Raw genomic sequence first — 26,618 nt, 5'->3', positions numbered from 1 at the left:
CCGCGTCCGCGATGGAGGAGACCCACATGACCTTCACCCGGACAACGGGGTGGGCTTCCGTACGGGCAGCCGGGCGAGATACCGCGTCGCGATGCGTACTTGTTCCCCCGGGGCCCGTTGGGCTGCACGGAAGACGGGCGGCAGGGGGGTCAACGAGTGGCATGGAGCCCTCCTTGTCCAGGTGGGCGGGCCTGCGCGGCGCGCCGATCGTGTCGCTGAGCCGGGGGGTGAGGGAACGAACCGGTTTCTACGCGATCGGGTCCACAAGAGGCGCGCAGCGCTCGTACTGCCCGGTGCGGCACACCCTTCGGGCGGGTACGTACGGCGGCGAGTGTGATCAGCTTGACCACTGCCTCACCCGGGCCCCTGCGCGCGCAGGGGCCCGGGTGCACGCGCTCGACCGTTCCGGGGAGGACGGCCGGCACCTGGGGCATCCCTGGCAGACACCGAGAGTGCCAGGACCCGATGCCGCTGTGCATCACGGAATCTCCGTGAGAATAGGTCCGCGAACGAGGTATGCCGCGGGCGCCGTCGCGGATCTGCCCTCGGACCGGCGAAGCACGCGGCGGCCCATCGCCCGGTGCATTCCTGCGGCAGCCGATCGGGGGTTCTGCTGGACGAAGCCGCAGTTCAGGGAGCGTTCCTTGAACTGCCACGGGTGCGGTCCCATGGATGTCCTCGTATATGCAGATCGACCGGGAGGGGGCGAAGGCTCCATTAGTCCCGGTGATGGAATAATTGACGGAAGCCCGCCCCGGGCGTGGGTTCCGCTCCGGCGTCTGCGGTCCGCACGTTCCGACAGGGAAGAGGGGCGAGCCCGACGTTGTGGTCGGCCTGCGCCTTGTCTCCCGTTCTTTGCCCTGATGCAGTGGGGAGGCCCATCATGCGGTACGTGACTGATGCCCCTGTCCGCCGCCCCAGGGCGGCCAACGACGATCTGATCCTGGCCGAACTGCGCCGCTTCGGGGCACTCAGCCGTGCCGAACTGGCTCGACGTACCGGCCTGTCCAAGACCACCCTGTTCAATGCGGTTGCCGGACTGCTCGAAGGTGGTGTCCTCGTCGAGCAGGGTTCGGCCGGTGACGGCAACGTCGGCCGGGGCCGGGGCCGGGGCCGAGGCCGTCCGGCCGTCCTGGTGGCCCTCAACCCGGCCGTGGGTCTGTACGCCGGTGTGGACATCGGCCGCAGCCGGATGCGTCTGGTCGTCGTGAACGCCTCCCACGAGGTGGTGGCCAGCGGCTTGCACGACCTGCCCGCCGCCATGCCGGCCGGGGCGCCGGCATCGGCGCTGGCCGACCTGCTGCGTCGGGTCGCCGATGAAGCGGACGTCGACATCTCGGCCCTGGCGGGTATCGGCGTCGGCGTTGCCGGAATCGTCGGCATCGGCGAGCAGCCCGCCCGGGTCGAGGCGGTGCGTGCGCGGCTGGGACGGGAGTTCGGCGTACCGGTGGTGGTCGGAAACAACTCCCGGGCGGCGGCTCAGGCCGAGGCGACGTGGGGTGCGGGCCGCTCGGTCCAGGACGTGCTCTACGTGCGCTGGTCCACGGGGATCGGCGGGGGCCTGGCCATCGGTGGACGGGTGGTGGCCGGGGCCCACGGCTGCGCCGGCGAGATCGGGCATGTGAACGTGGATCCAGGTGGGAGGCCCTGTCATTGCGGCGCCCAGGGTTGTCTGGAGGGCCTTGCCGGCGGCGCGGCCCTCCTTGAGCAGTGTGCCCGGCAGGGCCTGCCGCTGGCGGACCTCGACGCTCTGGTGGCGGCTGTGCAGAGCCTGTCTCCCACGGCCTGTGGAGTGGTCTCCGCGGCAGCGGCGCGTCTGGGTCGAGTACTTGCCGGGACCGTGGTGCAGTTGGACCCTTCCAGGATCGTGATCGGCGGTGAACTGGCGCAGCTCGGCTCGTTCGTCATGGGGCCCGTCCGCGAGGCGATCGGCCGGCTGGCGCTGCCGAACGCGGCACGCCGGGTGGAGGTGGTGCAGGCGGAGCTGGGGGTCACCGCAGCGGCGCTGGGCGCGGTCGCGGTGATGCTGCAGGAGGATGGCGCGGCGGTCTGAGAGCCGGGGGAGACCACCGGTGCCCCTTGTGGGTCACCGACTCCGGGAAATATGATCCGATCCAGGAAAAAATAAGGCTGCATCGTGCTGCTTCGCCGACCGCGAGGGGCCGCGCGCCGTCAGTGCGTCGCCTTTCCTCGCGGACCGATCGGAAGGTCGTCCCCCGTGACCCGCAATATCCTGTTCCTGATGACCGACCAGCACCGGGTCGACACACTCGCGTGCTACGGCAACCCTGTGGTCAGCACCCCGGCACTCGACTCCCTCGCGGCGCAGGGCACCCGCTTCGATCGCTTCTACACACCGACCGCAATCTGCACCCCCGCCCGCGCGTCACTGTTCACCGGGCAGCACCCGTTCCGCCACGGCCTGCTCGTGAACCCCGAGCGCAACGGCGGCGGACGTGACGAGGTCGAGGACGGCTCGCCCGTGCTGTCCCAGCCGCTGCTGGATGCCGGCTACCACGTCGGCCACGTGGGCAAGTGGCACATCGGCCGCACCCGCGGCCCCGAGTACTACGGGATGGACGGCGAGCACCTGCCCGGGGCGCTCAACCCTGTCCACCATCCGTCGTACGAGGCCTGGCTGGAGCACAAGGGGTATCCCCGGTTCGCGGTGAAGGACGCAGTGTTCGGCACCGCAGCGAACGGCACCGGCCGCGGGCACCTGATAGCGGGCCGCCTTCAGCAGCCGGCCGAGGCCACCATGGAGGCCTATCTCGCCGACCAGGCACTGGAACTCCTGGACCGCTACGCCGGCGACTGGCACGGCAAGGAACAGCCCTTCATGCTCTCCTGCCACTGGTACGGACCCCACCTGCCCTACCTCATCCCCGACGAGTACTACGACATGTACGACCCCGCGTCGGTGCCGTTGCCCAACTCCATGGCCGAGACCTTCGCCGGCAAGCCGGACGTGCAGCGCCGCTACAGCGAGTACTGGTCCTCGGACGACTTCGATGCCGACGCCTGGCGCAAGCTCATCGCCGTCTACTGGGGCTACGTCACACTGATCGACCAGCAGATCGGCCGGCTCCTGGAAGCGCTGCGGACACATGGCCTGTGGGATGACACCACCGTGGTGTTCACCGCCGACCACGGTGAGTTCACCGGTTCCCACCGGCTCAACGACAAGGGCCCGGCGATGTACGAAGACATCTATCGCATCCCTGGCATCATCCGAGTACCGGGCCGTCCGCCTCAGGTCCGCGAGGACTTCGCCACCCTCATCGACCTCAACCCGACACTGCTGGAACTGGCCGGCCTGCCCGCACCGCACGGATGCGACGGCACGAGCCTTGTGCCGCTGCTCGACGGCGAGGCACCGGACGGCACCCGGGAGCAGGTGATCACCGAGTTCCACGGACACCATTTCCCGTACTCGCAACGGATGATCCGCGACAGCCGTCACAAGTTCGTATACAACCCCGAGAGCGTCAACGAGCTCTACGACCTGGAGCTCGATCCGGATGAACTGCACAACGTCTACGAATCCCCCGCCTACGCAGGTGTGCGACGCGATCTCACGGTCCGTCTCTACCGGGAGCTGCAGCGCCGGGGCGATCCCGCCTACACGTGGATGAGTTACATGTCCGACATCGGCGGCGACCGCGCGTCCGACGTGGACGGAGTGGCCGACGAGGTCGCATGAGCCGGCGCCGGCGAACCCTTGTTCTCCGGCGCCCCATCGGCAGGCCTGGCCGGGCCGACGACGGTATCGTCGCCCGCCCCGAGCAGTCCGCGAGAGGCGCCGGGGGCCGATCGACCGACAGTACTGCCTGCGGCTGGTGTCACGGCCTGGCGAATCTTCGAGGCCAGGGCGAGGTACATCCTGGACGGGAGGGTTCCCGGCGCGCCCTGGTGGCGCGCCGTGCGCGGAGCCTGCTGGCACGCGTCGGGAGAGCCCGGGCTCCTCGATCGCCGACCGCCAGAACCACCCCGTCGTGCACATCTCCTGGCACGATGCCCTCGCCTACGCCACCTGGGCCGGCAAACGATTGCCCACCGAGGCGGAGTGGGAGATGGCCGCCCGCGGGGGAGCGGAACGCAAGCGGTACGCGTGCCGTGATGGACTCCACCAGCAGGGCGAACGCCGCTGCACCATCTGGAAGGGCGACTTCCCCTACCCCGAGCACCCCGTCGACGCCACCGCCACCGTCACCGTCGACGTCTTCGCCCCCAACGGCTACGGGCTCCACAACGTGGCCGGCACCGTCCGGGAGTGGTGCGCGGACCGGTTCAGCCCCCATTGGCACACCGCCGGCTCAGCTCCCGCGAAGAACGACTCGATCGGCCCGCCTCGCGGAAACACCCGGGTCATGCGCGGCGGCTCCTACCCGTGCCACCCTGCCCACTGCAACCGCTGCCGGGTCACCGCGCGCACCTCCAACGCCCCCGACAGTTCCGGCCACATGGGATTTCGCTGCGCCTGGTCCGCCTGACCCGTTCCCGCACACGTGCCCCCGGCATCAGGGCCTGTGTCCGGCGGAGTGGTCGGCGTCCTTGCCGGTCTCGAAGGCGTCTTCGTACACGGCACGATCGAGACGGTCGAGCTGACCGAGGCCGGTCACCGGCTGCCGCGTACCGTCGAGAGCGGGCACGACGTAGCGGTCGAACCAGCGGGCCAGTTCCAGCCGCATGGCACGCAGGGTGTCGCTGTGTGCAGGATCGGAGACGAGATTGGTCCGCTCCGTCGGGTCGGTCTCGAGGTGGTACAGCTCATGGGGACCGTGCGGGTAGCGGTGCACGTACTTCCACGTGTGGTTGCGGATCATGCGAACGGGCCCGTATTCGTCGAAGACGACGACGCGCGTCCGGTCGTCCTCGGTGTCCCCGTTCAGCACCCCGGCGAAGCTGCTTCCTGGGGATACCTCCGAAATCGCCCGGGGGACGGGGAGATTGGCATGCTCCAGCACCGTCGGCGTGAAGTCGTATCCGGACACCAGCGCGCTCGAGACGACCCCTTGCGGAACCCGGCCCGGCTGGCTCACGATCGCCGGCACCAACACGGAGCTGTCGTACATGTTCTGCGGGAAGGTCCCGTTGCCCTTGCCCCACACACCGTGGTGGCCGCAGTTGAACCCGTTGTCGCTGAGGAACCACACCACCGTGCTCTCGCGCAGACCCAGATCGTCCAGCCGCCGCAAGAGCCGTCCGATATTCGCGTCCATCGCCGTGATCGACGCGAAGTAGCCCCGGAGACTGTCGAGGCGGCGGTCCCAGGTCTCCGGCGGCACACTGCTGTGCTGCCACGGGTGACGCGGCTCGTCGGGGCAACTGTCGAATGCGCAGTCCTCGTAGAGGCGTACGTACTCCTCGGGATGCGCGTCGATCCACGGGCTGTGAGGCGCGGTGTAGTTCACGTTGAGGAAGAAGGGGGCCTCGTCGGTACAACGGTCGAGGAAGCCCAGACCCTCGTCCGTGATGACATCGGTGATGTAACGGTCCTCCGTCACCGGCTGCCCGTCGCGGATCATCGGCGCGCCGTAGTAGGGACCGCCCCCGCTCTGGTGCACGTACCAGAACTCGAACGCGGGGTGCTGCCGGTCGCTCGCGCCCAGATGCCACTTGCCGCTGATTCCGCAACGGTAGCCGTGGGACGCCAGTTCTCCGAAGAGAGTGGCCCGGTCCTCGAGGAAGCTGACACGGTTCGCCGCGCCTCTGATGAAGTCGTGGACCCCGTGCTGTGAAGGGATGAGCCCGGTGAACAGCGAAGCCCTGGCTGGCGAGCACACCGGGGAGGTACAGAAGAACCGGCTGAACCGGATCCCCTGTTCCGCGAGTGCGTCCAGCGTGGGTGTGTGTATCTCCTCGTTCCCCGCGCAGCGCAGGGCCCACGGCCCCTGGTCGTCCGAGACGATGACGAGGATGTTGGGGCGTTCCGGATCGCGGCTGGCCATTCGGACTCCTTCGGGACCCGCAGGGGCTTGTCAGGGCGGTGTAACCCATTTTCTCCATGCTACATGTAACATGTTGCGCGTCAAAGCGGGGTTCCGCGGGGGAGCCGTCCAGGCAGCGGCAATGGGCAGCCCTCCGTGAGACCGCCGTGCAAGCGGGACGAGATCCAGCTCAAGGAGTCTGAAGATGAGAAGATTAATTTCCACTGCCGTGCCGGTGCTCATGGGACTTGGACTGGGTGTGGTGCCGGCTGCGCCTGCCCACGCGGTCGGCGCGGTCCATTACGTCTCCTCCGCCACCGGCCTTGACACGAACCCCGGCACTTCTGACAAGCCGTTCAAGACGATCCAGAAATGCGCCACGGTCGCCGCGGCCGGAGACACCTGCAGGATCCATGCGGGTACGTATCGGGAGACAGTGACGCCGGCGAGCTCCGGCACCTCCACGGCGCCGATCACGTTCGTCCCCTACGGCGACGGCAAGGTCACCGTGAGCGGTGCGGACGAAGTATCGAAAACGGCCTGGAGCCAAGCGACCGCCTCCGAGGTGGGCACGGTTCTGCCCGCTCTGAGCACTGCGGTCACCGCAGGGCGGTTGTACAAGGCCAAGGTGACGATGAACAAGGACACCTCGACCGATCAGGTGTTCGTGGACGACCGCATGGTCAACATCGCCCAGTACCCCGCTCCCGGCGCGGACATCTCTCGCCCGGTCCTTGCGACGGCGTCGGCCACCACCAACACGATGAAGTCGACGACCACGCATACGACCATCACCGGCCAGGATCTCTCCCAGGGGACGGGATACTGGAACGGGGTGAAGATATGGACCAACCAGTGGTACGTCTCCCGCACCGACACGGTGTCCTCGTACACCGCGAAGACGGGCGGCGGCACGGTCACGCTGGCCGGCCATCCGACCTGCGGCTGGGCCAACCCCGTTCAGCGCCAGTATCGCTACCGTCTCTACGACTCCCTCAAGGCGATGTCGGCGCCGGGGCAGTGGGCCTACACGGGTGGGACGTTGTACCTGTGGGCACCCAGCGGGGACAGCCCCGCCAAGCACGCGGTGAAGATCAAGAAACGGACGTCGGCTTTCGATCTGTCCGGCCGCAGCCATGTGAATGTCAAGGGCCTGTCTCTCTTCGCCTCCACCGTCACCACGGACGCGGGGACGAGCCATGTGACACTCGACGGCCTCGACGTGCGTTATGTATCGCACTACACCGAGATCGGCACAGGCTGCACCGTGCCTGTGGGCGCGACGGACACCGGCATCATTCTCGCCGGCACCGCAAACGTCCTCCAGAACAGTGTCATCGCCTACAGCGCCGGCAACGGTGTCGCCGTGGGAGGCTCGAAGAACACCGTCACGAACAACTACATCCACGACACCGACTACACGGGCACCTACGCCGCTGGTGTGAGCGTCTTCGGGCAGGAAGCGACGGTCACGCACAACACCATCAGCGAATCAGGCCGGAGCGCGGTCAACATCGCCGCGTACGCGAGTACCTTCCTCAGACCGAAGGCCCGGATCGCGTACAACGATCTGTCGGGCACCGGATACCTGAGTGCCGATCAGGCTCCGATCTACATCTGCTGCAACACGAAGCCCGGCACGGGCGTTGACATGACAGGATCGCGTCTGGACCACAACTGGATCCACGACGACGGCCAGGACAGGTCCAGGGAGGTCTACTACGGGCTCTATCTCGACAACAAGTCAAGCGGTGCGCAGGTCGACCACAATGTCATCTGGAACATCTCCGGTGGCGGCGGTGTAGGGGTCAACGGCGGAGAGAAGAACCGGGTCGTGAACAACACGGCGCTCCCGCACGGTTACCATTTCGGCGCCTCGACCTCCACCAACACCGACCTGAACAACCTGTCCGTGAAGTCGTCCGCCACCTTCGTGGACCCCGCGCACCAGGACTACCGGTTGCAGTCGACCGCGGCAGCGATCGACGCGGGAACGGTCGATCCGCCGTTCACCGACGGATATGCCGGCAGGGGGCCCGACCTGGGGGCGTACGAGTACGGTCAGTTCTGGACCGCGGGCTGGAAGTCGGTGAGAGCGAGGATCGAGGCCGAAGCGTCCACGGGGCAGTCCGGCACCGTACAGCAGAGCGCAGGAACGCGCACCGTGGTCGGCAGTCTCGATTCCGGGGACTGGCTGAAGTACAGCGGTATCGACTTCAACGTCGGCGGCGGTACCCCGCTGATGTTCAGGGCGAACCTGTCCGTTGACCCGGCCTACACGGGAAGGATCGTCGTACGGCTGGACAGCCCCACGGGCAGGTCGGTCGGGACGCTTGCGGCGGCCGGCACGGGAGGCGGCGGTACGTATGTGTCCCAGTCCGTCACCATGGCGTCCGTTTCGGGGATCCACGATGTGTACCTGGTGGTGGAGGGTGCGGGCCGGACCGGGACCGCGAACCTCGACTGGTTCGGGTTCGTGAGCCGGTAAGCGCAGTGGGCAGTCCTTTCTGACTGCAGAAGGCGGCTTCCCGTCCGGCGCGGCCACGCTGTACGGGAAGCCGCCCGCCGTACCTCCGGGGCGCCTGGCGTCAACCGGCCGCCTCCCAGGGGCCGTTGACTACCACTCCGCGAGGCGACCATCGGGCAGGTGCCAGTCCGCATCCGGCAGGACGTGGTCCGACCGGCGTGCGGTGACGGCACTGGCGTCGATCTCGATGCCCAGCCCCGGACCGGTCGGGACCGGAAGGTGCCCGGCTTCGGGGGTGAGGGGTGCGGGATCGACGAGGTAGTGGTGCAGCTCGGCGGAGCCGGAACCGGAGTAGCCCGTGTTGTAGTGCAGGCCCAGGGACTGCTCGAGCAGCGGGATGTTCGTGCAGCACGCGGCCACCTGCAGGGACGCGGCAAGGGACACCGGTCCGTTGGGGCAGTGGGGGACCACCGGGATGTCATAGCTCTCCGCCATGCGGCAGATCTTCTCCAGCTCGAACAGGCCGGTCAGTGAGACGTCCGGTTGCAGGATGTCCACCGCCCCGTGGCGCAGGAGGTCGCGGAACTCCCAGCGGGAGGCGAGACGTTCGCCTGTGGCGATGCGCGTCGATCCGGCGGCGCGGCAGATCTCGGGGAGCAGGGACTCGTAGCCCGGCGCCACGGGCTCCTCGACCCACAGCAGGCGGAACTGTTCCAGTTCGCGCAGCAGCGGGCCGACCATGCTGCGGTGTACCCGGCCGTGGAAGTCCAGTGCCACCTCCAGGGTGCTGCCGAATTCACAGCGCAGCGCGTCGACCCTGGCGATCACGGAGTCGACGGCTTCGGTGGTCTCGATGTAGTCGAATTCGGCTGTCGCATTCATCTTGACCACGGAGAAGCCCTGCTGCCGCCGGAGCCGGGCGCCGGCGACCACATCGTCCGGCCGGTCTCCCCCGATCCACGCGTAGACCTTGACCTTGTCGCGTACCCGTCCGCCCAGCATTTCGTAGACAGGCACCCCGAGGCGCCGGGCCTTGATGTCCCACAGGGCGTGCTCGATCGCCGCGCCCGCGGTGGACAGGATCGGTCCGCCACGGAAGAACGCGCCCTGCCGGAACCGCTGGACGATCTCCTCGATCCGGCTGGTGTCGATGTCCTTGATCGCGCGCGCGAGCTCCCCCATCGCGGCGGTCACCGTCCCGAGGCGCTTCGGCACAATCGCCTCACCCCACCCCACGGAGCCGTCGCTCGTGGTGGCGCGGGCCAGGATCCAGCGCGGGGGAACGGCGAACACGTCCAGTGCGTCGAGTTTCATGTGTCTCTCCTTGGGGATGGGCCCTGCCCGCTTTTACATGTAACATGTAACCATGGAGCGTGACGAGGTGCCCAGTCAGGGATCGCCGGCGGCCGTATCGGCCCCCGGTGTGATTCCCGACGGCCGAAAGATCATCGAAGCCCGGGTGCGAACACTGCGAGCAGAGGTCCACGATGGCATCGCCATGTCATTCTCCCCTCTGCAGCAGCGGTCGATGGTATTGGTGGAGCTTGTCACGGCCGACGGACTGATCTGCCGGGGTGAGAGCTGGGTGAACTTCCCCTCGTGGGCTCCCATCGAGCGCGTTGCGACGCTGACCGACGGTGTCTTCCCGCTGCTCATCGGCCGGGACCCGGACGACATCACCAGCATCCGACGCGAACTGCTGCGCGTTCTGGAGCCTCTCGGACGCCAGTGGGGGGCCCGGGGACCGGTGTACCAGGCGATCAGCGCGGTCGATACCGCGTTGTGGGATCTCCGTGCGCAGAGACTGGGAGTCCCGGTGTCGGGACTCGGTGGTGGACGCTTCCGGGACCACGTCCCCGTCTATGCCAGCAGTCTGGGACCGACCAACGTCGCCGACCTCGCCGCCCGCTGCCGGGATGCGGGATTCCGGGCAGTCAAGGTCAAGGTCGGCTTCGGCGACGCCACCGACGACGAAAACCTCGCCACTGCCCGCCGGATCTGTGGCCCGGACACGGCGGTCTACGCCGATGCCAACCAGGGCTGGACCGTGGCGGAGGCGGTCAGCGCGGCGCCGATGCTGCGCGAGCACGGGGTCGAGTGGATCGAGGAACCGGTGCGCGGCAACCGCCTGCACGACCTGGAGCGCCTCCACGAACGGACCGGGCTGCGGATTGCGACCGGCGAGAATCTCTACGGCCGCGCCGAGTTCGCTCCCTATGCACGCTCCGCCGCAGTCCACGTGCTGCAGCCGGACGTCGCCAAGACCGGCGGGATAAGCGAAGTCCTCGCCGTCTGCGTGCTCGCCGAGACGTACGGCAAGGAAGTGGCCCCCCACCTGTACAGCGGTGCCCTGAGCTTCCTCGCCACCCTCCAGATCGCCGCCGCGTCCCCCACCGTCAGTACCGTCGAGTACGACGTGCGCCACAACCCGCTTCGTGATCCGCTGCTGCACAACCCTCCGGTGCCCGTTGACGGCCGGATCGCGATTCCCCACGGCGTGGGCCTTGGGGCCGAACTGAACATGAGCGTTGTCGACCAATTCACGGAGGTCGCCCCATGACGACGACGAGGTCCGTACGCGGCGTACGGATACACGGACAGCAGGCTCCGTCGGTTCCCTGGCCCGTGACGGTGGTCGAGCCGGCCACCGGTTCGGCCATGGCCGAGGTGGTCGGCGGCGGAGCGGCCGACGCGGTGGCCGCGGTGGATGCGGCTTCGGCGGCGCTGATGAGCTGGTCGGACACCCCTCAGGCACTGCGCGCGCGAGCGCTGCTGGAGATCGCCCGGGAGCTCCGCCGGCCCGAGGTCATCGCGGAACTTGCCGAGACCACAGCGCGGGGGACCGGGAAGCGGCTCGCCGAGGCGCATGCGGAGATCGGTATGTCCGCCGGGTTCTTCGAGTGGTTCGCGGCAGCCCTTCAGCCCCGGACCGGCTCGACCGTGCACGCCGTAAAGGGGATCCGGCACGAGGTGCACACCCGGCCCCTGGGCGTGGTGGCGGTGTCGACGCCCTGGAACTTCCCGGTCTCGATCCCCGCACGGAAGATCGCGGCGGCGCTGGCCGCAGGATGCACCGTGGTGTTCAAGCCGTCCGAAGTCGCCGCCGAAGCCGGTCTGCGTCTCGCCGCCCTCATCGAGGACCAACTGCCGCCCGGTGTCCTGTCCACACTGATCGGGGAGCCGCGGGCCATCACCTCGGCGCTGCTGGCCGACCCACGGGTCAGGGGCATCAGCTTCACCGGCTCGACCGCCGTCGGAAAGGCGATCGCCACGCAGGCGGTGCCGCATCTGACCCGCTGCGTGCTGGAACTCGGCGGCAACGCTCCCTTCATCGTGCTCGACGACGCCGACGCCGCGACCGCGGCGAAGCTGCTCGCCCAGGCGAAGTACCGCAACAACGGTCAGTCGTGCATCGCCGCGAACACCGCCTGGGTACCCGCCCGCCTGCTCGACCAGGTCGTCGACGAGCTCCGTTGGATCACCGACGGTCTCGTGTCCGGCGACCCGCTGGACGATGCCACCTCGCTCGGCCCCCTGGCCCTGCCCGGCGACGTCGCACGGATCGAGGACCTCGTCGCCGACGCCCGGCGCCACGGTGCCCGGGTCCTGCGTGGTGCGGGAGCGCTACCGGAAAAGGGCCACTTCGTCCGCCCCGCCATCTGCGTCGAGCCGGCGCGCGAAGCCCGGGTGGTGACCGAGGAGAGCTTCGGCCCCGTGCTCGCCGTCCTGGGCTACGACGACATCGCGGAGGTGCTCGACCACACCCGGAGCAGCGAACTCGGCCTGGCCGGCTATGTGGTCGGCTCCGACAACGACCGGGCGATGGAGGTCGCCAAGGCGCTCGACGTCGGGATCGTGGGCGTCAACACAGCGACGCCCAACACCCCGCAGATCCCCTTCGGAGGGCTCAAGTCGAGCGGCATCGGCTGGGAGGGCGGCCAGGCAGGCCTCGACGTCTTCTTGGCCCCGCAGTCCGTGGCGGTGTCCGCATGAGGCCGGCGAACCGACAGGCCGGGGCAACCGCAGCCCCGGCCCTTCCGCCACTGGTCGTGATCGCCCGGGGCCTGGGCACCAACGAGCTGCTCCCCGCGGTCGACGCACTGGTCGAGGCGGGGGTGCGTGCTGTCGAGGTGACGCTGGACAGTCCGGACGCACTCGCCTCCATCGCCGCTCTCGCCGCCCGGCACCGCGATACGGCACGGATCGGTGCCGGCACGGTGCGAACCGTGGCCGCGGTGGACCAGGCCGCCGACGCCGGGGCCCGATTCCTGCTGTCCCCCCACTTCGACGCCGAGATCGTCGCCGCCACGCACCGCCGCGGCCTCGTCGCGGTCCCCGGCGCATTCACCCCCACCGAAATCCACGCCGCGTGGCGGGCCGGGGCGGACGTGGTGAAGGTCTTCCCCCTGCAGGTGGCCGGCCCCCAGTACATCCGGGCGGTACGCGAACCTCTCGCCGACATCCCGATGCTCGCCTGCGGCGGGATCACCGCGGAGGCCGGACGTGCCTGCCTGGACGCCGGATGCGTCTCCCTCGGCGTCGGACTCGCCCTGATCGACGCCGAAGCGGTGCAGGCACACGACTGGCCCGCCCTCCAACGCGCGACCCGCCGCTACCTCGCAACGCTGGAGGCACGATGACCCGGACCCTTGACGCCGAACTCGTCCTGGACGCCGGAGCGGTACTCGGCGAGGGCCCCGCCTGGGACGAGGCCACGGGACGGCTGTTGTGGGTGGACATCACCGCATCCCGGCTGCACCGTTACGACCCGGGGACCGGCACCGACAGCGCCCTCGACGTCGGCAGCCACATCGGCGCCGTGGTTCCGCACGCCCAGGGCGGCTGGCTTGCCGCTCTCCGCGAGGGCCTCGCCCTGATCGACGAAAACGGCCGGCGCACCCCGCTGGTGGACCTCGCCCGGCCGGGCATCCGCATGAACGACGGGACCTGTGCCCCCGACGGCGCCTTCTGGTTCGGCTCCATGGCCTACGACAAGACGCCCGGCGCGGGCTCCCTGTTCCGCCTGGACCCGGACGGGACCGTCGAGGTGAAACTGGCCGACGTGACCATTTCCAACGGGATCGCCTTCACCCCCGGCGGCGAACGCATGTACTACGTCGACACCCCGACCCGGCGAATCGACGTGTTCGACATCGAACCCGCCTCCCAGACACCGCGGCACCGGCGGACGTTCGTGGACCTCTCCGCCCACCACGGGGTCCCCGACGGACTCACCCTCGACGACGACGGATACCTCTGGGTGGCCCTGTACAGATCGGGGTCACTTCACCGGTACGCGCCGGACGGCACACTCGACACGGTGATCAGGCTCCCCGTCCACCACCCGACCAGTTGCGCCTTCGGAGGCTCCGACGGGCGGACCCTGTTCATCACCTCGGGACAGGCCCCGCCGGGCGGTGCCACCGCACCACTCGACGGCGGGCTGTTCGCCGTGCACACCGGGGTGTCGGGACCGCCGGCCATCCCTTACCGGCCACGGAGCCTACCGCCGGCGACGGCAGCATAATCTAGGCAACATGAAGGACCCAGCATGGACGAACTGACACCGCTGCCGACGTCGGACAGGATCACCGACACGGTGTACGAATCACTACGCAGCGCCATCTTCTCCGGGGCGCTGCCCCCGGGCACCAGGCTCAGCGTGCCCGCCCTCGCCCAGAAACTGAACGTCAGCCGCAGCCCCGTACGTGAAGCCGTGGTCCGGCTCACCCAGGAACGGCTCGCCTTCGAAGCCCCCCGGCGTGGCGCCGTGGTCGCGCACATCACCGCCGACGAGCTCGCCCAACTCTACGACGTCCGCGAGGTCCTCGAAGGCGTCGCGACCCGGCTGGCCACGGAACATGCGAGCGCACGACTGCACCAGCGGCTCAACCGGATCGTCACCCGGCACGAGGAGGCCGTCGCGTCCGGCGACCTCGACGAGCACGCCCGTCTGGACATGCAGTTCCACCAACTGGTGCGCGAGGCCAGCGGAAATCCCTACGTCATGAGGATGCTGGACGACATCCAGACACAGGTACGGCTTGCCATGGTCACCACGACCGTGACCGGCGGACCGCACCTGGCTGTCGCCGATCACCGTGCCATCCTCGAGGCCATCGCGTCAGGCGACGCCCAGAAGGCGGAACTCACGGCCAAACAGCATGTGGCGCGCCTCGCCACGGCGCTGCGCACCCAGAGCAGCCACCCGGACAAGTGAGGGCCACCGTCATGCGCGACGCACCCCTCGCCGGCCGGACCGCCCTCGTGATCGGTGCCGCGGGAGGCATCGGAACGGCGATCACCGAAGAACTCCTGCGCTGCGGCGCAACGGTCCTGGGCGTCGACCTCACCGCGCCCGACACGACCCGGGCGCCGTGGCGCGACCCCAGGTGCCGAATGCTGGTCGGCGATGCCACCTCTGCGGACACAGTGGCCCGGGCACACGGCGAGCTGCCCGGTCCCTCGCCCACGCTTCTGGTCATGTCGACGCTCTGCGAACAGCTGACACCGCTGGCCGGTGCCACGGTCGAGCGGTTTCAGGACGCCTACCAGGTGATGACCGTCAGTGCCTGGCGCTGGGCAGCCGGCCTCGTCGAACGACTCGAGGGCCGACCCGGGGCGATCGTCAACATCGCCTCCGTGCACGCCCACGCCGCCTTCGCGGAGTACGGACCATACAGCGCCGCCAAGTCGGCGATGCTGGCGCTGACCCGCACCATGGCCGTCGAATGGGGGCCGCTGGGCGTACGGTGCAACAGCGTGTCTCCCGCGTTCGTCGCGGTTCCCCGCAACCGGGACGCATGGGAAGATGCCGAGATCACGGCGCAGCGCGAAGCACGATTTCCGCTGGGCCGTTGCCCCTCACCTGACGACATCGCCACAGCCGTGCGATTCCTGCTCTCCGATGAGGCCTCTGCCATCACGGGTATCGACCTCCCGGTCGACGCGGGACTGCTCTGTCGTCTTCCGTGAGCAGGGGCCTTCCGGGACGTTCCGTCAGCAGCACCTCGTGAGCGGGCGCGGGAACGCGGCCTGGCCCCCCGTCATGCCGGTTCGCCGGGGAATCACCTCGCCCGGTGCCACGGGCCGTGCCGGTGTGCGGGGCCGGGGGACTCTCGCCGGACCCGCCGGCACGGGTACTCCCGTGCCGGCGGGCCCGTCACTCGGCGGGATTCCCGCCGGGTGACGGGGCCGGTGCCCCGCGCGGAGGGGTTGCGGGGCACCGGCAGTTGCGGTGGATCAGTGGCCGAACACCCTCACCTCGGCCAGGGTCAGTCTCTTCGTGTCGGTCTTGACCACGGCGAGGTACTGCCACGTGCCCTGCGGCAGAGTGCATCGGTAGGTACTGGCGTAGGGGAGGGAGGTCGCTCCGATCGTGCACGCGACGGTGAAGTTGCCTTGCGTCATGGCCTGACTGTTCGATACCTGGATTCTGATATTCGCCCTCTCAGCAGGGAAGTCGTTGCCGTCGCTGCGGAAGACGAGTTGTGCCTCGGTCAGGGCCTGTCGTTGCGACAGGGGGACCTGCCAATAGCGGCTGGTGTCGTTGTCGGCGGTGGCGAAGATGGTGCTGGTGTTGCCGTCGACGGCGTTGGTCGCGGGGGTGGCGGCGTCGTATTGCGACGAGGCTGTGGCCGGCCGTCCCAGGGCGACGTTGGACTCGCCGTAGACGCGGACTTCAGCCAGGGCGAACTGGGAGTTGTCGGTCTTGGCGACGGTGACGTAGCGCCAGGCTCCTGTGATCGGGCATTCGTAGTGGCCGTGGAAGTGCAGCGGCACGTCGGCTTGTCTGCACTTGACGGTGCCGGTGGCGCCTGAGCTGTTCGAGACGCGGATCTCGAACTTCTTACGTTCCGTCGGGTTGTTGGCGCTGTCGGTTCGGAAGAGGACTGCTACCTTCGACAGCTCACGTGACGTCCCGAGGTCGGTCCGCCAGGAGGGGCTGGTATCGGTGCTGGTGGAGATCCACGGGGCCGTACCCCCGGTGTTCCCGTTCGATGCCGGGTTGGCGGCAAGGGAGGTGGAAGCCGTAGCGGTCTTCTTGTAGGAGAGGTTCTTCTGCTCGCCGTTCATGATCGTGCGGGCACCGGACTCGATTCCTGCGTTGCCAATGATGTCCTGGGCCTCAGCAGGCCAACTGGTCAGGCCCTCCTGGTTGGTTCCCATGGTGTTGCGAGCCGCGTACAGGTCATAGATCGGGGTGCCGTTGTAGGAGGTATTCGGCTTGTACTTGGGCCCTGCGTCGGCGCCGATGTAGTTGTTCCGCACCGTGTTGTCCTTCGCCCAGTTTGTTACGGGGTCGTTGAATTGAAGGATCAGCCAGTGAGGTCCGTAGCCGCCGACGACGTTGTCCTCGACCGTCCAGTTGGTGGATCCCGCGTCCAGGTAGATGGTCCCGTAGTCGCGGCCGTTGTGCTCGAGGTAGTTGCCCTTGATGGTGGAGGCGCTGGTGTCCAGTTGGGTTCCCAGGACGTAGATGGCGCCGCCGTCCTTCAGTTGTGAGGTCTGCACGTCGTGGACGTAGTTGTAGTCGACGTGGTTGTCGACCATTTCGGATCGCGCATCGGGGTTGCCCCAGCCCCAGCCGAGGGAGATGCCGCTGTAGGGGGTGTCCCAGACGGTGTTGTGCTCGATCCTGGTGTGCTTGACCCAGGTGGCCAGGATCCCGACGCCGCCGAGATACTGGTTGGCCACGTTGTACACGTAGTTGTTCGACACCGTGGTGTCGGATTCATACGAGTCGGGAGGCAGGGGGACCCCATCGGCGTCCTTGTCGTTGGGGACGCCGAGCTGCACGCCGTTGCCGGCGATGTCCGTGATCACGTTCGCGGTCACCAGGTTGTTCGTGCCCCCTCCCTCGAAGCCGAGGCCGCTGCCGCCGAGGTGCTTGAAGGTGTTCCAGCCGAAGGTGACGTTCTGGCATGCGTGGCAGGTGACGTTCGCCGGCAGCATCCGCGCGTGGTCGGTGTCCGTCGTGCGGAGCACGTTGGCTTGTCTTTCCGCCACGCCCTGGGCGCCGGGGTTCCAGCCGGCGTACATGAACGCGAGGCCGTTGAACTTGATGTGGTGGACGGGGTTGGTCTTGGTTCCCGTCAGGGACATCAGCTCGCGCGGGCCGCCGGCGATGGCGGCGGTCTGGCTGCTCATGCCCTGGCCGACGCGCGGGATGTAGTAGATCTTTCCGGCTGTCGTGTCGATGGCGAACTGACCCGGTGAACTCAGCAGTGCGTAGTGGTTCTCCACGGCGATGGGAACCTTGGCCCCGGACCCTGTCACGATGTTGTCGTAGCACGGATCTTGCAGGACGACCTCGCTGTCACCGATCGAGCTGACCGGGCAGATGGGGTAGCTCCATGCCTTGTTCGTCAGCGCTGTGTCGTCGCCGTACACCAGGGTGACGTCGCCGGGGTTGGTCCAGCTGTTGGGCGCGACTTTGGTATAGCTGAAGCCTTTCGGCTTTTGGTTGGCGTCGAGGGTTTGCGTCATCGTGCCGAAGACGTGATCCGCCGCCACGCTGACGAGGTCGGCGCGCTGGTCGTCGACATAGAGCTGCCGGGTGTTGAATCCGGCCGTCACATTCGCCTGCCAGATGTGTTTGGTGGTGTCCACCTCCGTCCATCCGGTGATCGTGCGGCCGTTGCTGATGACGGGGTGCTCTCCGTCCTTGGGCTTGTAGATGACGTTGTATCCGTCGAGGCCGGAGTCGGCCGGGTCGAACGTCAGCGCCGTGGTGAGGTTGTAGGTTCCTCCTTCCAGCTGCACCTCGATGTCGCCTGTTTGCGAGGCGAGGCCTCTTACCTTGGCCTTGGCGCTGGTCAGGCTGCAGGGGGCGGACTCTGAGCAGGTGGTGCCGGTGCCGTTGGGTGAGGCGTAGTACGTTGCCTGTACGGCGGCGCTGGCGGGGGCCGGCTGCAGCGTCCAGCATGCCGCCAGTCCGACCACCAGCGCGGACAGCTGGGCTGTTCTTCTTCGGATCCAGGGGATCTTGCCTGTTGGTCTCATCTGAATACTCCTTGAACCGCGCTGCGTGTGGCAGCGATTGGGTGGAGCCCCCGGGTGTTGTTCGCCGGGGCTCGGCGAAGCCGCGAGTAGAGTCCGAAACCGCGGCAGATACGGCCCTGCGGCCGTAACGGCTTGGTGGGACCGGGGCCCCTGGACTTCGGATCGGATGGACTTCGGATCGGAGCGGGTGCGGCTTCGCCGGGTATGGGGGTCTGGCGGCCCGCTGGTGGTGGTGTCTCAGTGGGCCGCCCTGGGGTGGTGGGGTGCCCCGCTGGGTGGCGTGGTATCAGCGGGGCACCCTTGGATACTTACGGGTGTTCAGGGGCCGAAGGCCCTCACTTCGGCCAGGGTCAGTCTCTTTGTGTCGGTCTTGACCACGGCGAGGTACTGCCACGTTCCCTCGGGTAGGGGGCATCGGTAGGTGCTGGCGTAGGGGAGGGGGGTCGCTCCGAGTGTGCACGCGACGGTGTTCCCCAGCGACATGTCCTGATTGTTGGACACCTGTACCTTGAGGTTGGCTCTCTCGGCCGGGAAGTCGTTGCCGTCGTGCCGGAAGACGAGATGTGCCTCGGTCAGGTCGTACTGCTGCGACAGGGGGACCTGCCAATACCGACTCGGGTCGTTGTCGGCGGTGGCGAAGATCGTGTCGGGGTCGCCGTCGACTGCGCTGGACGCGGGGTATGTTGCGCTGTACTGCGACGAGGCTGATGCCGGCCGGCCCTGGGCGCGGTTCGACTGGCCGGCGGATTCGCCGTAGACACGGACTTCTGCCAGGGCGGACTGCTTGCCGTCGGTCTTGGCCACGGTGACGTAGCGCCAGACTCCCGTCACCGGGCATTCGTAGTGGCCGTGGAAGTGCAGTGGTATGTCTCGTTGCCTGCACATGACGGTGGGGGTGTCGTCCGGGCTGTTCGAGACGCGGATCTCGAAGTTCTTCCGCTCCGTCACATTGTTGGCGCTGTCGGTACGGAAGAGGACCGCCACCTTCGACAGCTTGTGCGGGGCCCCGAGGTTGGTCCGCCAGGAGGGGTTGGTGTCGGTGTCGGCGGAGATCCACGCGGCCGTACTCCCGTCGTTCCCGTTGGATGCCGGGTTGGCGGTGGGAGAACTGGAAGCCGTGACGGTCTTCTTGTAGGAGAGATTCTTCTGTTCGCCGTTCATGATGGATTGGTATGCGCCCGCCGCGCCGATAATGCTGTTGGCCGCGGTCGTTTCCGCGGCAGTCCAGGCCGTCGCGCCGGCTTCGTGGTTGACCCCCATGGTGTTGCGAGCCGCGTACAGGTCATAGACCGGAAGGCCAGTGTCTCTGTCGGTCTTGCCCTCCCCGTATTTGGGCCCTGCGTCGGCGCCGATGTAGTTGTTCCGCACCGTATTGTCACGCGCATAGACGACATTGTTCGCGCTTCTGTATTGAAGCATCAGCCAGGCGGGTCCGTAGCCGTCGACGACGTTGTTCTCGACGGTCCAGTTGGTGGATCCCTCGTCGAGGTAGATGGTCCCGTAGTCGCGGCCGTTGTGTTCGAGGTGGTTGCCCTTGATGGTGGAGGCGCTGGTGTCCAGTTGGGTTCCCAGGACGTAGATGGCGCCGCCGTCCTTCAGTTGTGAGGTCTGCACGTCGTGGACGTAGTTGTAGTCGATGTGGTTGTCGACCATTTCGGATCGCGCATCGGGGTTGCCCCAGCCCCAGCCGAGGGAGATGCCGCTGTAGGGGGTGTCCCAGACGGTGTTGTGCTCGATCCTGGTGTGCTTGACCCAGGTGGCCAGGATCCCGACGCCGCCGAGATACTGGTTGGCCACGTTGTACACGTAGTTGTTCGACACCGTGGTGTAGGACTCATACGAGGCCGGGGGAAGTGCCTTCACGGAACCGTCGGGCTGCAGTTCTCTGTCGTTGACGACGCCGAGCTGCACGCCGTTGCCGGAGATGTCCGTGATCACGTTCGCGGTCACCAGGTTGTTGCTGCCCCCTCCTTCGAAGCCGAGGCCGCTGCCGCCGAGGTGCTTGAAGGTGTTCCAGCCGAAGGTGACGTTCTCGCATTTGTGGCAGGTGACGTTCGCCGGCAGCAGCCTCCAGTGATCCTTGTCCGTCGTACGGAGCGCGTTGGCCTGTCCTTCGGCCACGCCCTGGGCGCCGGGGTTCCAGCCGGCGTACATGAACGCGAGGCCGTTGAACTTGATGTGGTGGACGGGGTTGGTCTCGGTTCCCGTCAGTGTCACCAGTTCGCGCGGGCCGCCGGCGATGGCGGTGGTGCTTTGGGCCATGTTCTCGTTGACGCGCGGGATGTAGTAGATCTTTCTGGCTGTTGTGTCGATGGCGAACTGGCCCGGTGAGCTCAGCAGTGCGTAGTGGTTTTCCACGGCGATGGGCACTGTGGCCCCGGAGCCGGCCACGATGTTGTCGTAGCACGGATTCTGCTCGATGACCTCGTTCACACCGGCTGCGTTCTTGCCGATCGAGGTCACCGGGCAGAGGGGGTAGCTCCATGCCTTGTTGGTCAGCGCTGTGTGGTCGCCGTACACCATGGTGACGTTGCCGACGTTGGGGTGTTCGGGGTCGTTGAGGGCATTGCTTGTGGAGGTGAAGCCTTGGTCGGTGTGCGTCATCGTGCCGAAGACGTAGCCTGCCGCCGCGCTGACGAGGTCGGCTCGCTGGTCGTTGACGTAGAGCTGCCGGGTCTTGAACCCGGGCGGCACAGTGGCCTCCCAGATGTTCTTGGCCGCGTCCTTCCGCGACCAGTTGGTGACCGAGATGCCGTTGCTGATGACGGGGTGCTTTCCGTCGATGGGCTTGTAGATGACGTTGTATCCGTTGCGGCCGGAGTCGGCCGGGGTGAAGGTCAGTGTCGGGTTGTCGTTGGTGTCGTCGGTGTCAGTGAGGTTGACGTAGTCGTTGAGGTCGTAGGTGCCTCCTTCCAGCCGCACCTCGATGTCGCCTGTTTGCGAGGCGAGGCCTCTCACCTTCTTCTGGGCCTGGGGCAGGTTGCAGGGGGAGGCTTGTGTGCAGCTCGTGCCGGTGCCGTTGGGTGAGGCGTAGTACGTTGCCTGTACGGCGGCGCTGGCGGGGGCCGGCTGCAGCGTCCAGCATGCCGCCAGTCCGACCACCAGCGCGGACAGCTGGGCTGTTCTCCTTCGGATCCAGGGGATCTTGCCTGTTGGTCTCATCTGAATACTCCTTGAACCGCGCTGCGTGTGGCAGCGATTGGGTGGAGCCCCCGGGTGTTGTTCGCCGGGGCTCGGCGAAGCCGCGAGTAGAGTCCGAAACCGCGGCGGATTGGGCCTGCGGCCGTAACCGCTTGGATCGGGCCGGGCCCCCCGGGCTTCGGAGCGGAGCAGGTGCGGCTTCGCCGGGTCGTGGGTCGGGCGGCCCGCCGGAGGCGTGGTCTCAGCGGGCCGCCCGGGTGGGTGGGGGTGGTGTGCCTCGCTCAAGACCTTGACTCAGTGGGGCACACCGGGGGTGGCTGCGGGTGTGATGGCTCAGTGCCCGAAGACCCAGCTCGGCCAGGTCAGTGCAGGGATCTTGCCGGTTGGTCTCAAGTGAATCCTCCGTTCGCAAGGTAGTTGTCGGGCTACGGTGTGCTGACGTCAGGGCAGGTCCAGTGGTCAGGGCAGTCCTGACCCAGCTGAGAAGTAGGCGAAGCGGGCGAGCACTGCGTCGGCACCCAGTGCTTCCACTCCCACCACGCGGCCGGTGAACCCGCCGGCGACCTCGGTGGAGAGGTAGCGTCCGTCGGCCGTTGCCAGGACGCGGAAGTCGCCGTCGGCGAGGTATCCGAGTTCGATCCGGTCGGGCCCGTGGGCGAAGCGGTCCTGCTCCGAGTAAGCCACCGTTCGGATTGCGAGCGGGGGCTCTGTGCCGGGTGCTTCCGCAGTCGCGAGGATCTGGTCGAGCGGGCCGATCACCAGGCGCGCCGAGAGCGTGCCGCCGCGGCGTTCGACCGCGGCCCAGTGACTGTCGTCGACCCGGACGACGAGGGCGATGTCGCCGCCCGTGGCGGTGGCGGACGCGGTCCATTCGGTGTCGCGCGCCCGCACCGCCAGGAGCCGTTCGGCTTCGCGTGCCGCGGGGGCGCGACCGGCAAGCAGCTGTACACCGCCTTGCTGGCGTGGGCGTGTGAAGGAACGCGGGTTGACACCGGGCGCGATCCAGCGGGGGTGGAGGTCGGGGGTGGAGAAGTCGTCCACGAACGAGGTGTCTGCCTCGGGCACGGTGAAGCGGTCCTCGACCACCACGGGCCAGTCGTCGATCCACTCCACCCCGGCGAGGAAGGTCTCACGTCCGTTCACATGGACCTTCGGAGAACCCCTGTTGGGGCGGACCCCGAGAAACACCATCGCCCAGCGGCCGTCCGGCATCTCGACCAGGTCGGCGTGGCCGGTGTTGTGGACCGGGCTGAGGAGGCTGCGATGAGAGAAGATGGGATTGGCCGGATGTGCCTGGAAGGGGCCGCCGGCGCGTCGCGAGCGTGCGACCGAGACGCAGTGGCCCGGGCCGGTGCCGCCCTCCGCGATCAGCAGGTACCACCAGTCGTTCCGGCGGATGAGGTGTGGACCCTCGGGAAACGCGAGTCCCGTTCCGGGCCAGAGCCGGCGCGGTTCGGACAGCAGGCGGCCGGTCGCCGGGAAGACGGTCGCCTGCATGATGCAGTTGTCCTGGCCCGCCCAGGTGAGGTGGCAGGTGCCGTCCTCGTCCCAGGCGAGGTCCGGATCGATGCCGATCGCTCCGGAGGTATGGACGGGCTCGCTCCACTTCCCTGCGGGGTCGGCGGCACGCACGATCAGGTGTCCCCGGTGGAGTTCGGAGACGTTCGTCGTCGTCATCCAGAACGTGCCGTCGTGGTGCCGGATCGTGGGCGCGTAGATGCCGCGGCTCGCGCCGGGCGGACCGGGAAGGACACGGAGCTGGCTCTCCCGGTCGAGGACGTTTCCGATCTGCTCCCACGCGAGAAGGTTCCGGCTGTGGAAGACCGGTACGCCGGGGAAGTACTCGAAGCTGGACGTGACCAGGAAGTAATCCCCGTCCACGCGGCAGATCGAGGGGTCGGGGTGGAAGCCCGGGATGATCGGGTTCATGCTCATGCTCCGGCGCCCCCTGTGCCCGGGGGCGGGAGGGGGCATCTGGCCGGCTGCGCGGTCGCGAGGGCCCGGTGCGCAGCCGGGCGTGCCGCCGCGCCGGGTTTCGGCGCGGCGGCATGCCGGAGAGCAGACCCGTCGGCCACCAAGGCCGTGTCTCGGCCCATGTGGATCCTCCATCAAACGCAGAGGGGAAGGGATGTGTGGTGCTCCGAGGTGCGGGTTCGGCTGGATCAGCCCAGGAAGCGCTCAAGGCCGGGAGGGATCCCGGCGGCTTCCCATTCCGCTTCGTAACCGATGCCCGGCGTGGTGGTCGCATGGAGGTGACCTGAGGAGTCGACTCGGGCTTCCCGCCGTACGGGGTTGGCGGTGACCAACGACTCGTAGTACGTGGTGTTCGGTATCGCCATGCACAGGTGGGTGTTGACCAGGCCGGGACCGTGGACCTCGGCCCGCAGCAGGTACGACTCCGCCAGGTGGGCCGTGCGCATCGCGCCGGTGATGCCACCGCGCAGGCCCGCGCTCGTGCGGACCGCGGCGGCCGCCCCGGATGCGATGAAGTCGGCGGTGTTCATATGCGCGCCGTCGCTGGTCTCGGCGACGATCAGGGGAACGTCCACCTTCTCGGCGAGTCGCCGGTAGGCCGTGACGCTGAATTCGTGCATCGGCTCCTCGTACCACAGGTAGTTGTGCTCGCTCAGAACACGGCCGAGCTGGATGGCATCGAGCAGGTCGAACCCTGCCGAGCCGTCATACATCAGCGGTACGTGGGGGCCGACATGTTCGCGGAGCGCCGCGCACAGTGCCATGTCACGCCGGACATCGCCCCAGGCGTGCAGCTTGATGGCGGGGTAGCCCAGCTCCAGGCACTGGTCCGCGACGTCGAGGTATTCCTCCACCGAGGCGAACGTGACGGTGGAGGCGTAGGAGGGAATGGCGTCCCGGAAACCGCCGAGCAGCCTGTGGACGGGTATTCCGGCGGCCTTTCCGGCGATGTCCCACAGTGCCACGTCGACCAGCCCGAAGAGGTACAGCGGTATCTGCTCGATGCGGTCGAGCTCCCACATACGGTGCCACAGCCACTCGCGTGCCAGCGCGTCGGCGCCGAGCAGTTCGCCGCGCAGTCGTCGTTCGACGATGTCGGCCATGATCACACCCCGGTTGGTGTACGCGAATCCGGTGTGACCCTCCTCTGTGCTGACGACGAGCCAGCCGCCGGTGTGCGCGGCGTTGGAGCCGGGCAGCCCGTCACGCCACCGGAACGCGGGGGAGACGGCGGCTTGTTCCTGCGGTACGAAGTCGACCGAGGTGATCTTCATAGTGAACTCGCTTTCAGCCTTTGGTGCTGCCTTGCAGTAGGCCCTTGACCAGGAAGCGCTGGGCGAAGAAGAAGACGATCACCACGGGTATGACGGCGATCAGGCCGGCGATCGCCACCTCCGGCTGGTGGATCGGCAAGTTGCTGCCGTTGCCCCTGCTGGGGTTGAGTGCCGGAGTGCTGGCCATGAGAGCGCCCAGGCCGACCTGAAGGTTGTACTTGGAGTCGTCGCTCAGCATCACGAAGGCGTGGAAGTAGTTGTTCCAGTTCCCGACGAACGAGAAGTAGGCCAGCAGGGCGATCAGGGGTTTGGCCAGCGGGAGGGCGATCCGGAGGAAGAGCTGAGCCTCGGAGCAGCCGTCGATCCTGGCTGCCTCCAGCACCTCGCGTGGCAGCCGGGTGGAGAAGTGGATGAAGGCCAGGTACACCCCGAACGGAAACAGGCTGCTGGGAAGGATGATGGACAGTGCGGTGTCCGTGAGACGGACCGCGTTCATCTCCAGGAACAGCGGTAGGACGAGCGCCGTGGTCGGCACGATCATCGCCAAGAGAGTGATGATCAGGATGGTCCGTCGGCCCGCGATCGTGGTCGCGGCCAGGGCGTACCCCGCCAGCAAGGAGACGGTCACGCTCAGGGCCATGCCCGAGACGGTGTAGACGGCCGTATTGGTGATCCAGCGGTAGATGATGCCGTCTTGGTATTCGGTGAGATGAGTCCACGCCGTGCCATACATGTCCATCGAGCCGAAGGACAAGGGGAAGGTGTTGAGGAGCGTCACCACGTCCTTCGACGGTGCCAGCAGCAGCCAGAGGACCGGGACCAGGCATGCCAGGCCGATCAGGCCGAGCAGGAGCGATCCGGTCCAGCGGCGTGATCTTTCCTTGGCCATCAGGGTGACGGTCATCAGTTCACCTCCGTCTCGAAGAACTTGGCTTTGAAGATCAGCAGCCCGGCGGCGGCGGCGCAGGTGACCAGCAACAGCAGTGACAGGGCGCTGGCAGCGGCGAAGTCGCCGTCGTTGAAGGCGTAGATGAGGCCCAGCTGGTTGAGCGACCACCATTGGGATCCGACCCCCTCCAGCCCGTACAGCAGTTGGGGTTCGACGAAGATCTGGAGGGCGTGGGTGAAGGTCAGGATCAGCATGTACAGGATGTACTTGGAGATCATCGGCAGCTTCACGCGTATCGCTGTCTGCCACCATGAGGCGCCGTCGAGCTGGGCCGCCTCCAGGACTTCGTCCGGAACTCCGTTCAGGGCGCCGAAGATGATGACCACCCACTGGCCGAAGCCGGTGGCGAAGGCCATCAGTGCGAAGATCCATATCAGGTACGAGGTGTGGAAGACGTCGGCACTGGTGTGGAAGCCCATGGCACGCAGGGCCGGGCCGAAGGGGCTCATGCTCGGTTGGAGCATCACGTACCACAAGAGGACGTTGGCGGAGCCGACGACGGTCCCGGGCAGGACGTAGATGAGGCGCAATGCCGCACCGTAACGCGGGCGTACGTCCTGCAGGACCAGTGCCAGCGCCAGCACGCCCACGACCACGGTCGGGAGATAGATGGCCAGGAATGTCGCGACGTTGGTGAGGGCGGGCAGGAACCGGAAGTCGGTGAGGCTCTGGGTGTAGCCGCGTATCCCCGGCGGCTGGATGCCGCCGGGATTGACGATGGATGCGTACGCCGCGTAGAGCAGCGGGCCGATGCCGAACGCCAGCAGCAGCAGCAGGTACGGCGTCACGCACAGCCACCCGAAGACCGGGCTGACCGGGGAGCGGCGCCTTCGCGCGCCCCGCTGCACCCGGGCGTGGCCAGGATGCAGCGGAGACAC

The 26,618-nt window shown here is 67.6% G+C and carries 18 protein-coding genes; 10 read left to right on the top strand and 8 right to left on the bottom strand.

The window, feature by feature from the left end:
• Window positions 1-892 precede the first annotated feature (892 nt).
• From ACTWOL_RS00275 to ACTWOL_RS00265, 3 genes are all read left to right on the top strand, one after another.
• Window positions 893-2,053 (top strand): ROK family transcriptional regulator, encoded by a 1,161-nt coding sequence (locus tag ACTWOL_RS00275; protein WP_474292990.1) that lies wholly within the window; start codon window positions 893-895, stop codon window positions 2,051-2,053.
• 165 nt (window positions 2,054-2,218) lie between these two features.
• Window positions 2,219-3,703 carry a sulfatase family protein gene (locus ACTWOL_RS00270; protein WP_474292988.1) on the top strand — a complete coding sequence of 495 codons (1,485 nt, stop codon included), beginning with the start codon at window positions 2,219-2,221 and terminating at the stop codon, window positions 3,701-3,703.
• A 136-nt stretch (window positions 3,704-3,839) separates the two neighbouring features.
• On the top strand, window positions 3,840-4,493 hold the full coding sequence (locus tag ACTWOL_RS00265; protein ID WP_474292986.1) for a formylglycine-generating enzyme family protein: 654 nt from the start codon (window positions 3,840-3,842) through the stop codon (window positions 4,491-4,493).
• A gap of 27 nt (window positions 4,494-4,520) precedes the next feature.
• Here ACTWOL_RS00265 and ACTWOL_RS00260 read toward each other — a convergent pair whose 3' ends face one another.
• Window positions 4,521-5,951 carry a sulfatase-like hydrolase/transferase gene (locus ACTWOL_RS00260; protein WP_474292984.1) on the bottom strand — a complete coding sequence of 477 codons (1,431 nt, stop codon included), beginning with the start codon at window positions 5,949-5,951 and terminating at the stop codon, window positions 4,521-4,523.
• Between the two features lie 184 nt (window positions 5,952-6,135).
• Between ACTWOL_RS00260 and ACTWOL_RS00255 the strand changes: the two genes are divergently transcribed.
• Entirely contained in the window at window positions 6,136-8,418 is a 2,283-nt protein-coding gene (locus ACTWOL_RS00255; protein WP_474292982.1) for a carbohydrate-binding protein, read from the top strand.
• Between the two features lie 129 nt (window positions 8,419-8,547).
• Here the strand turns inward: ACTWOL_RS00255 and dgoD are convergent, their stop codons facing one another.
• Window positions 8,548-9,711 carry a galactonate dehydratase gene (gene dgoD / locus ACTWOL_RS00250; protein ID WP_474292981.1) on the bottom strand — a complete coding sequence of 388 codons (1,164 nt, stop codon included), beginning with the start codon at window positions 9,709-9,711 and terminating at the stop codon, window positions 8,548-8,550.
• A gap of 52 nt (window positions 9,712-9,763) precedes the next feature.
• Between dgoD and ACTWOL_RS00245 the strand changes: the two genes are divergently transcribed.
• From ACTWOL_RS00245 to ACTWOL_RS00220, 6 genes are read left to right on the top strand one after another with little or no spacing between them, the layout of a single operon-like run.
• On the top strand, window positions 9,764-10,957 hold the full coding sequence (locus ACTWOL_RS00245) for a mandelate racemase/muconate lactonizing enzyme family protein (protein WP_474292979.1): 1,194 nt from the start codon (window positions 9,764-9,766) through the stop codon (window positions 10,955-10,957).
• Window positions 10,954-12,390 carry an aldehyde dehydrogenase family protein gene (locus tag ACTWOL_RS00240; protein WP_474292978.1) on the top strand — a complete coding sequence of 479 codons (1,437 nt, stop codon included), beginning with the start codon at window positions 10,954-10,956 and terminating at the stop codon, window positions 12,388-12,390. Before ACTWOL_RS00245 ends, ACTWOL_RS00240 begins: the two co-directional genes overlap by 4 nt.
• Complete coding sequence (locus tag ACTWOL_RS00235; RefSeq protein ID WP_474292977.1) at window positions 12,387-13,037, top strand: bifunctional 4-hydroxy-2-oxoglutarate aldolase/2-dehydro-3-deoxy-phosphogluconate aldolase; 651 nt, start codon at window positions 12,387-12,389, stop codon at window positions 13,035-13,037. Before ACTWOL_RS00240 ends, ACTWOL_RS00235 begins: the two co-directional genes overlap by 4 nt.
• A complete protein-coding gene (locus ACTWOL_RS00230) occupies window positions 13,034-13,924 on the top strand; it encodes an SMP-30/gluconolactonase/LRE family protein (protein ID WP_474292975.1) in 891 nt (296 codons plus the stop codon). Before ACTWOL_RS00235 ends, ACTWOL_RS00230 begins: the two co-directional genes overlap by 4 nt.
• A gap of 24 nt (window positions 13,925-13,948) precedes the next feature.
• Entirely contained in the window at window positions 13,949-14,617 is a 669-nt protein-coding gene (locus ACTWOL_RS00225) for a GntR family transcriptional regulator (RefSeq protein WP_474292973.1), read from the top strand.
• A gap of 11 nt (window positions 14,618-14,628) precedes the next feature.
• Window positions 14,629-15,372 (top strand): SDR family NAD(P)-dependent oxidoreductase, encoded by a 744-nt coding sequence (locus ACTWOL_RS00220; RefSeq protein ID WP_474292971.1) that lies wholly within the window; start codon window positions 14,629-14,631, stop codon window positions 15,370-15,372.
• A gap of 267 nt (window positions 15,373-15,639) precedes the next feature.
• Here the strand turns inward: ACTWOL_RS00220 and ACTWOL_RS00215 are convergent, their stop codons facing one another.
• The 6 genes from ACTWOL_RS00215 to ACTWOL_RS00190 all read right to left on the bottom strand — a co-directional run bounded on the left by ACTWOL_RS00215 (window position 15,640) and on the right by ACTWOL_RS00190 (window position 26,618).
• Entirely contained in the window at window positions 15,640-18,402 is a 2,763-nt protein-coding gene (locus ACTWOL_RS00215) for a galactose-binding domain-containing protein (RefSeq protein WP_474292969.1), read from the bottom strand.
• A gap of 318 nt (window positions 18,403-18,720) precedes the next feature.
• Window positions 18,721-21,564, bottom strand: a complete 2,844-nt coding sequence (locus ACTWOL_RS00210) for a discoidin domain-containing protein (protein WP_474292967.1) — start codon at window positions 21,562-21,564, stop codon at window positions 18,721-18,723.
• 438 nt (window positions 21,565-22,002) lie between these two features.
• Entirely contained in the window at window positions 22,003-23,472 is a 1,470-nt protein-coding gene (locus tag ACTWOL_RS00205; RefSeq protein ID WP_474292965.1) for a glycoside hydrolase family 43 protein, read from the bottom strand.
• Between the two features lie 233 nt (window positions 23,473-23,705).
• Window positions 23,706-24,791: an enolase C-terminal domain-like protein gene (locus ACTWOL_RS00200; protein WP_474292963.1), complete on the bottom strand. Its 1,086-nt coding sequence runs from the start codon at window positions 24,789-24,791 to the stop codon at window positions 23,706-23,708.
• Between the two features lie 13 nt (window positions 24,792-24,804).
• A complete protein-coding gene (locus tag ACTWOL_RS00195; protein WP_474292961.1) occupies window positions 24,805-25,695 on the bottom strand; it encodes a carbohydrate ABC transporter permease in 891 nt (296 codons plus the stop codon).
• Entirely contained in the window at window positions 25,695-26,618 is a 924-nt protein-coding gene (locus ACTWOL_RS00190) for a carbohydrate ABC transporter permease (protein WP_474292959.1), read from the bottom strand. Before ACTWOL_RS00190 ends, ACTWOL_RS00195 begins: the two co-directional genes overlap by 1 nt.

This window comes from Micromonospora sp. IBHARD003 (genome assembly GCF_056106285.1).
The sequence above is the reverse complement of the archived record's forward strand: the minus strand, read 5'-3'. Positions and strand labels throughout refer to the sequence as shown.